Source organism: Pseudomonas sp. MF6396, from assembly GCF_002018915.1.
GTDB lineage: Bacteria > Pseudomonadota > Gammaproteobacteria > Pseudomonadales > Pseudomonadaceae > Aquipseudomonas > Aquipseudomonas palmensis.
Genome location: NZ_MVOK01000043.1, coordinates 20,360 through 27,127 on the forward strand (window position 1 = coordinate 20,360; position 6,768 = coordinate 27,127).

The window sequence follows — 6,768 nt, forward strand, 5'->3', positions numbered from 1 at the left end:
ACGCGGTCGCATAGCACCCAAGCCCCCTACTACCCCATCAGTGAACAGCCTGAACCCGACTCAACGCCACCTCCACCAACCCCCGCGCGTGCTCTATCTCATGCACGGCCGCCAGGCTGAGCATCTGCTGGGGGGCTTGGGAATGAAGTAGCACCGCGTGCTGCGACACGGTCTGTGCGCAGAGCAGGTATTCGGAGAGTTGAATGAGGATATCTTCGAGGGTTTGGGGGGTGTGGTGGGGTGGGTCTGGGACGATCTTGAGCATGATGAACCTCTAGAGTCGATGAGGCTGCTACAGACCTGCTGTCAAACAAGAAGGTGGCAGCGGTACGCGGGTTGACAGACCGAGGACTCTAGAACTCGGCGCACACGAGTGTGCCCCACGTACAGCCGCCATAAAGGGTGCACGTGCGCCAAGAGTCAGGGACGGCCTGTCAAAGCCGGTCGTTGATGAGCAACGACGCGGAGGAGACTAGAGCGCTGACTGGGCCGGCGCAATGGCTGGCGTGCGGCGGGAGTATGATTGGGAAAGAGCCTACAGGGAATAGGGAAAGGCTGAGGTTTGGATGTAACGGATTGCAAATTCGTTGTGAGAAATGCGCTTTAGCAGGACTTTAGTTCGCTGGTTGATAGGCCAGGATCGCCTTCGCCAGTTGCATCTCGTCCTCAGTAGTTACCGTGCTTGCGGGCCGCAGCGCTGACAAGGCAGCTTGCAGCTCCACGCCCAGAATGGCGCCGTCGCTTGCCACGTAGGCCGCCGCGTCATTGCGGGCGTCTACGATTTTTTTATCCTGGTTTTTGCTGCTATTACGGCTGCTGGCTTCCGCGTCCTCGGTCAGGGTCACGGGAAACAGCGTCACGGCCAGAGACGAGGTAACGATTACTCCGAGGAACGTGGGTTCTACGGCGCGGCCATCCCCCGCCAAGGCGGGCAGAGAGCAGGAAAAACCGAGCACTATTGCCGCTAGTAAATGACGCACCTACTCGCTCCATGCGTTAGACCGATCATCAAAATCGAAATGTGCGCGCATTCTGGCGGAGTATCGCCTGGAGGAGAAGTACCGCGCACAAACATTGGGCTCGGCATTTGCTGGGAAGTCCGGTATGACTTGCTGCGTCACGCCGTTCAAGCGTAGCGATCAAACGACCAGGTGGCAGCTATACGCAGGTTGACAGACCGAGTAAGCAACGAACCCGGCGCACACAAATGTGCCCCACGTAGAGCTGCCGGACTTACAACAGCGCAGAAAGATTAGAGAGCGATGGAGAGGATCGCAACGGCTGGAAGCAGCCAAAACACGATTGGGAAATGGACTACAGCGCGTAAAGAAGGCCCGGAAAACTAGCAAATCGATGGAGCTAAAAGGGGCGACAGATTTACATACTGACAGACGTTTCGTGATGGCCACTTGAAATTAATCAAGATATTGCAGCACCATGCTTTTCCTACATTTTCGCAGGAAAGGTCTGACAGTGACGAAAGCAACGCCGAAGGAACGGGTCCAGTGGGCAATCAATGAATTCGATCAAAATCTGAGGCATCAGTCCAACTGGATAGGCTGGGAAACCAATCGTCGCTATCACTCCGCCATAGCGGTTGCGGGCAAGCGCTATCCTGCAAAAAAAATTGTGGCCTTGGCCTCAGCAAAGGATGAGCAGTCTTTCTCAGGCGCATTTGAAACGACACGCTATTTACGTAAAGCTGGATTTCAGACGGAAGCCATCCTCCACCCACCAGCTTCGATCCTGGACCTTCACTTCGAACGAGGTGCGGTGTATGACCGAAAAACCGAAATCCATGGACCATTTGGTGGGAGTCACCAGTCAGGGATTGCTCCGTCTTCAACTCATCCTGCGATTTTTATTTTCACCGGTGAAGCGGGTGAGCAGCATGGTTACCTGGACGACTGGCTGGATGACAATACCTTTCTCTATACCGGTGAAGGCCAGAAAGGGCCTATGACCTTAACAAAAGGAAACCTGGCCATTGCCGAGCATGTTAAGACTGGGAAATCGCTCTATCTATTTCAGTCATTAGCAAAAGGTAAAGGTCATCGCTTTGACGGCGAATTCGTCTGTGAGGGATTTTTCCAAAGCGAACAAGCCGACAAGGACGGCGATTTGCGCAGCACTATTGTTTTCCGGTTGAGCCGAATTGAAGCGATAACTGACGACGCGCTGAACCGATTACCATCAGAACATAATGAATTTCCTTTAGAGTCCGATCTGATCGCAGCACGAAATGCCGCCCTCTCAGTGACTCAACGCGCACCGAGAATAAACCCAAGTGTAAGTAAAAGAAACATTTACCAACGAAGCCGCGTGGTGGCCCACTACGTGATTATGCGTTCGAAAGGTGTATGTGAGAGCTGTAGTACTACGGCCCCCTTTCTAAAAGTTGATGGGCAACCTTATCTGGAACCGCATCATATTAATCGAGTTTCAGATGGTGGCTTAGACCATCCTCAGTTTGTCGCAGCGATATGCCCGAATTGCCATCGAGAAATTCACTCAGGCGCAAATGGAGAGAGGAAGAATCTAGAGTTAGCAGCGAAAATTAAAAAAACCGAATTGCTTTACTCCTGAAATTACTATGGCACTTTTTCGGCTCGCCTTCACGCCCTTACTTGTAACGGTGCTATTTTCGATAACGCTTGCCGATTTATCGAAGCTTGCCCTTACGAAAAGACCTATGCGGCTAAAATAATTCGCTGCGCCCTAGCCACACTCAAAAAGCAACTAATTGCAAAGTCGGCATTTTCCAAAAGAGAGTGATTGACTGCGGCGCAGAGGTAGGTTGGCTATTTCAGAAAACGTAGAAACCTAAGAATCTACATAAAAATCACGCACATGAAAAAGGCCATCCCTTTCGGAAATGGCCTTACTCACTGAATATATGGTCGGGACGGAGTGATTCGAACACTCGACCCCTTGCACCCCATGCGTGCAGGACACACCTAAAGCCTTACGGATCAAGGCCTTGAGCGGGCGCTCGCTGCAAACGGTGCCGCACTGTGCAAGACCAATTTTCACCATCCCCCGAAAATCTCCCCACGGGCTCTGGCCCCGCATCCGGCGTTCTGCCGACCTTTCCCCTTCCTTCATATAGCTACTCACAGGTGGGCTTGCCGCTACCCTGTATCACCTGTGCGCCGCCGGGATGATCCTGCGGATAGTCGCCAAACAAGCCCAGCGACCAGGCCTCTTCGTGCTCTATCAGCGCCCAAAGCCGCGCCGCCTCGACAAGCTCGAGCATTTCGCCCATCTCCTCGATGGACACCTCAGCCCGCTGATAGCAGTCGTAGGCCATCTGCCTGAGCACGGCAACTCGCGCCTCTGGATCTGTGATCAGTGGCTCGCGGCCATCGAGTGCGGTTACCCAGGCTGGAGGGTATGGGAGTGGCATGGCCGATACTGTATGTAAAAACAGTATCGTAAGGCCATGCATGAATCGAGGCAATTGCCGGTCAGCGGCAAGCTGAGGCGCTCCGCAATTAGTGCCCTCACCTTCACCTCGAGGCCGTCGGTCTCGCGCAGGCCGGCAGCCTTCAGGCTAATGACGAATTGCCGCCTGGACTCCAAGCGCAGCCTGCTGATACTCACTGACAGCCTGCATCAGCGCTTCGGCCTCAAGCCGCAAGCGGTCGACCTCTTCTGCCGCGGTAAGCGAATCTCGCGCCTCGTGGTAGCGCCGCACCGCATCCATTGCTTGCTGCATCAGCGGCTCACCCGCCGCCATCTTCTCCTGCAAGTCGTCCATGCTGCCCTCCGATTTCGGTCAGGGCAGTATAGGCCTGTTCGCAGGTTGCTCCCCTTCCCCGGCTTTGATCAGCATCTGTCGCCAGGTCTCCCGCTCTTTCATCAGCGCGCTTGAGCACGTCGGCAAGCACCAGGGCGACGCGGGAAGCTGCCGCGCTTGCTGCGGCAGTGCAGGAATGGCCGCCGGCCGAACTGGTGATACGGTTGGCTGCTCGGTCAGCTTCATCCCGCAGGCTGAGATCAGCGCGAGCAGCGGCAGCATCAGCCACCGCACGGTCAATGATTTTCTGTCCATCCAGAATCGCCTTGTTCATTTGTTGTTGGTGGGCCTGCTCCTTGGCCCGCTCTGCAGCCTCGGCCAGGGCCCAAGCCTGTTTGTCCCCGGCATCGCGCGCAGCCCACCTGCTCTGCCACTCGGCGTCCATCGTCGTGCGCCCATGTTCATAGGCGCCCCAGTACGACGCCAGCAACAGCAGCAAGGCTGTCGCGCGCCAGGCCCATCCGCTCACGCCAGCCTCCCGCCGGCGGCGACGTAGTGCGCCAGCAGGTCATCCAGCTTGCGCTCATGCTGCCCGTACCCAGCGCCTGGCAGGCTGGCCCAGATGTTCCGGCACTTCGTGATTGCGGCCTGGATATGGCCGGCGTGCACGTCCGCCAGGGCGCCGCGCTCCTTGATCAGGTGCAGTGCCAGCTTGTCTTGGCTGGTGGGCCCGAAGTCGGGCAGCTTGAGCAGGTCGCGGTAGTGCGGCCAGTAGCGCTGGAGTTGCTGGTACCGGCCTGCGGCCGTGGACTTCAGGCCCTTGTTGTTCACGGTCACCAGCACGCCAGGATGGGTGCTGTAGCTCTTGAAGGTGTTCGGACTGTCGATGCCGCCAACCACCACGTCATAGCCGTCGTCGCGGGTGTGCTTGCTGATCGACGTGCCTTCGGACCATGCCAGCATGTCGAGGAAAGCGAGAGCGTTCTTGCTGCCCGCCAGTGAGTCGGAAATTCGAGCCATGTGTTTCTCCAGGCAATAAAAAACCCGCTCAAGGCGGGTATCGTTGTTCGGCTGTAGTCAGGCCGGCGGCACGGGCCAGTCGATGTCGACTGGGTATCCTGATTGCTCTGGCAGGCGGTTCAGCGCGACCCGGTATTTCTTCCAGGCCTTCAGCGCAGTGGCTTCAGCCTCGGTTGCGTCGTCGAGGTCGACCGCATCTTGCAGCGGTGCGATTGCCGAGTCGGCAACGCCTCGTCGACCGGCGATTTCTGCTTGCACGCCGGCCAGATGCTGCGCTGCAGCCGCATCCTGCTTCATCTCTGCCGTGACCATCTGGCTCCAGTCGATCGAGCCGATGGTATCTGGCCAGGAAACCTCAGACTGCTCAGGCCGGGGGTCGAAGTCTGTGGGGAGCTGCACGCGGCCATCTGGTGGATTGACGATATCCACCGGGAACCGCGACTGCGCGCTTGCCATCGGGCCATGAGGAAGCCTGACGGTCAACGTAAGCTCTCCGGCGACCCGCTCGATTGGCCCATACAGCCACGAGCAGTTCGTCGCAGTTGCAGGCAGCATCGCGCCGTCATGCACGTCTTCGAAATCGAGCTTCATGCCGTTGATCGTGATCGATTCGCCGCTCCTGCTGAGCACGAGTGTTTCGTCTGCACTGAACGGTGACAATTTAATGCGCATCAGTACCACCTCCCTTGCACAACAATGTTTATGGTTCTCACCGGTACGCCAGGGGATGAAGTGAAGTAGGCCTTCACACTGATGTTGTTGGGTTCTACCCGGCCCGCGACCAGAAATGAGTTGTTTAACGCGTCATTGCCGGAGAGGACAGCGCTGCCAGCAATGAACGTTACTGGGGTTGGGGTGCCGATATCGTTGGAGACGTGCAGGCCCGCGACAGGAGAAAAAGACGTGGTAGTTACTGCCATTTCGGCGGTGGCGGTGCCGTCCGCGTATTTGACGTACCTGCCATTTGCATTGCTGCCCTTCTCAAATATCGCACCCGTTGGTACGCCGCCCGATTGACTCACTGTGCCGACGATATCAGCCGTTGCGGCAGCCTTTAGGCCCAGGCCTGCCCTGGCGGTCGCTTGTGTGCTGCCGCCTGTACCGCCCTGAGCGACGCTCAGCGCGGTTGTCATGCCGGTCAGTGACGTGATGTCGCTATTCGCCCCGCGCGCCGCGGCGCCGATGTTCTCCCGAAGCTTTGGTGCAGTCGTGGCGACGCCGAGCACCGCCAGAGTCGAGCCGAACTGCTCGACGATCTGCCGAAGGCGGTCGGCTGATTCTTTGACATACCCCTGCATGGGCGCGAGGCCGTAGGTACCGGCCGCGATGGTGGCACCTTGATAGGCAGGATAAATTGAAAGCACTGTACCGCTTGCGATGTTCGTTACTTCATACCAACGGCCATCAGGCCCCTGCAAAGCATCGCCGACGCGAGAGTTCGCTGCGAAGTTTGTACCGGTACCGGTTACGGTGGTTTGTCCGGCCGCGATTGCGACCTTGCCTTCTCTGTACCAGGGCATAAATTCTCCAGGCAATAAAAAACCCGCCGCGGCGGGTAATGTTGATTTTCGAGTGCGACTGTTATGTCCCTGGCAAGCGGGCAAAAACAGCTCCGGGCTGACCCAGATCACTCCAGCCCGTGGTCCCGACTGAATAGATCTGCAGCCGGTTGATTGAGTAGTTGAATCTTGCACCACACCAATTTGTGAGGGCCTGGTTGGGTGCCATGAGCCCGCGAGAAAACGGGTTGATCATGAAGTACTCGTCCGAAGCCAGAGCCCCTACAGCTGCGCACAAGTAGTAGTAGGCATTCCCCAGTGCCAGCTGGACCATGCCCTGATAGCTCCATGAGTTTGTGGCCTTGGTGAATATGATCGGAGTTGACCCGGAGTCGTAGATGATGACTCCGGCCTCGTCCCACATCCTCAACCCCCAACTCGCTGCTGAGCGGCTGGCAAATACAGCTGCAAACCACTTCCCGGTGGGCCGCCAGGTCACATTGCCGCTCT

The 6,768-nt window shown here is 57.2% G+C and carries 9 protein-coding genes and 1 pseudogene; 1 reads left to right on the top strand and 9 read right to left on the bottom strand.

Translation table 11 applies throughout. The features are described 5' to 3' along the window. Positions 1-37 precede the first annotated feature (37 nt). Both MF6396_RS26665 and MF6396_RS26670 read right to left on the bottom strand, forming a co-directional pair. Positions 38-265, bottom strand: coding sequence for a hypothetical protein (locus MF6396_RS26665; RefSeq protein WP_078481922.1), 228 nt, complete (start codon positions 263-265; stop codon positions 38-40). A 349-nt stretch (positions 266-614) separates the two neighbouring features. Further along, the gene (locus tag MF6396_RS26670) at positions 615-980 is read right to left on the bottom strand and encodes a DUF2388 domain-containing protein (protein WP_078481923.1); all 366 of its coding nucleotides are present in this window, start codon (positions 978-980) and stop codon (positions 615-617) included. 493 nt (positions 981-1,473) lie between these two features. Here MF6396_RS26670 and MF6396_RS26675 point away from each other — a divergent pair, with 493 nt between their 5' ends. Then, positions 1,474-2,586 carry an HNH endonuclease gene (locus tag MF6396_RS26675; RefSeq protein WP_229589363.1) on the top strand — a complete coding sequence of 371 codons (1,113 nt, stop codon included), beginning with the start codon at positions 1,474-1,476 and terminating at the stop codon, positions 2,584-2,586. 523 nt (positions 2,587-3,109) lie between these two features. On the opposite strand, the gene MF6396_RS26680 is transcribed toward MF6396_RS26675, so the two are convergent. From MF6396_RS26680 to MF6396_RS29135, 7 genes and pseudogenes are all read right to left on the bottom strand, one after another. Next, positions 3,110-3,406 (bottom strand): hypothetical protein, encoded by a 297-nt coding sequence (locus MF6396_RS26680; RefSeq protein ID WP_238596485.1) that lies wholly within the window; start codon positions 3,404-3,406, stop codon positions 3,110-3,112. A 147-nt stretch (positions 3,407-3,553) separates the two neighbouring features. Further along, a complete protein-coding gene (locus MF6396_RS26685; protein WP_078481926.1) occupies positions 3,554-3,760 on the bottom strand; it encodes a hypothetical protein in 207 nt (68 codons plus the stop codon). Further along, complete coding sequence (locus MF6396_RS26690) at positions 3,726-4,268, bottom strand: DUF2514 family protein (RefSeq protein ID WP_078481927.1); 543 nt, start codon at positions 4,266-4,268, stop codon at positions 3,726-3,728. Before MF6396_RS26690 ends, MF6396_RS26685 begins: the two co-directional genes overlap by 35 nt. Continuing rightward, positions 4,265-4,759: a glycoside hydrolase family 24 protein gene (locus MF6396_RS26695; RefSeq protein ID WP_078481928.1), complete on the bottom strand. Its 495-nt coding sequence runs from the start codon at positions 4,757-4,759 to the stop codon at positions 4,265-4,267. The genes MF6396_RS26690 and MF6396_RS26695 overlap by 4 nt, the downstream gene beginning before the upstream one ends. 57 nt (positions 4,760-4,816) lie before the next feature. Further along, positions 4,817-5,431, bottom strand: a complete 615-nt coding sequence (locus MF6396_RS29250) for a tail fiber assembly protein (protein ID WP_274521395.1) — start codon at positions 5,429-5,431, stop codon at positions 4,817-4,819. Next, a complete protein-coding gene (locus tag MF6396_RS28860) occupies positions 5,431-6,390 on the bottom strand; it encodes a hypothetical protein (protein ID WP_177346354.1) in 960 nt (319 codons plus the stop codon). Before MF6396_RS28860 ends, MF6396_RS29250 begins: the two co-directional genes overlap by 1 nt. Beyond that, positions 6,341-6,768, bottom strand: a pseudogene (locus tag MF6396_RS29135) (hypothetical protein); the annotation flags it as partial. The pseudogene MF6396_RS29135 and the gene MF6396_RS28860, both read right to left, overlap by 50 nt.

Bases quoted from the DNA above. Each gene is read 5' to 3' on its own strand.
- MF6396_RS26665 (WP_078481922.1), bottom strand. From the start codon at position 265: ATGCTCAAGATCGTCCCAGACCCACCCCACCACACCCCCCAAACCCTC.
- MF6396_RS26680 (WP_238596485.1), bottom strand. From the start codon at position 3,406: ATGCCACTCCCATACCCTCCAGCCTGGGTAACCGCACTCGATGGCCGC.
- MF6396_RS26685 (WP_078481926.1), bottom strand. From the start codon at position 3,760: ATGGACGACTTGCAGGAGAAGATGGCGGCGGGTGAGCCGCTGATGCAG.
- MF6396_RS26695 (WP_078481928.1), bottom strand. From the start codon at position 4,759: ATGGCTCGAATTTCCGACTCACTGGCGGGCAGCAAGAACGCTCTCGCT.
- MF6396_RS29250 (WP_274521395.1), bottom strand. From the start codon at position 5,431: ATGCGCATTAAATTGTCACCGTTCAGTGCAGACGAAACACTCGTGCTC.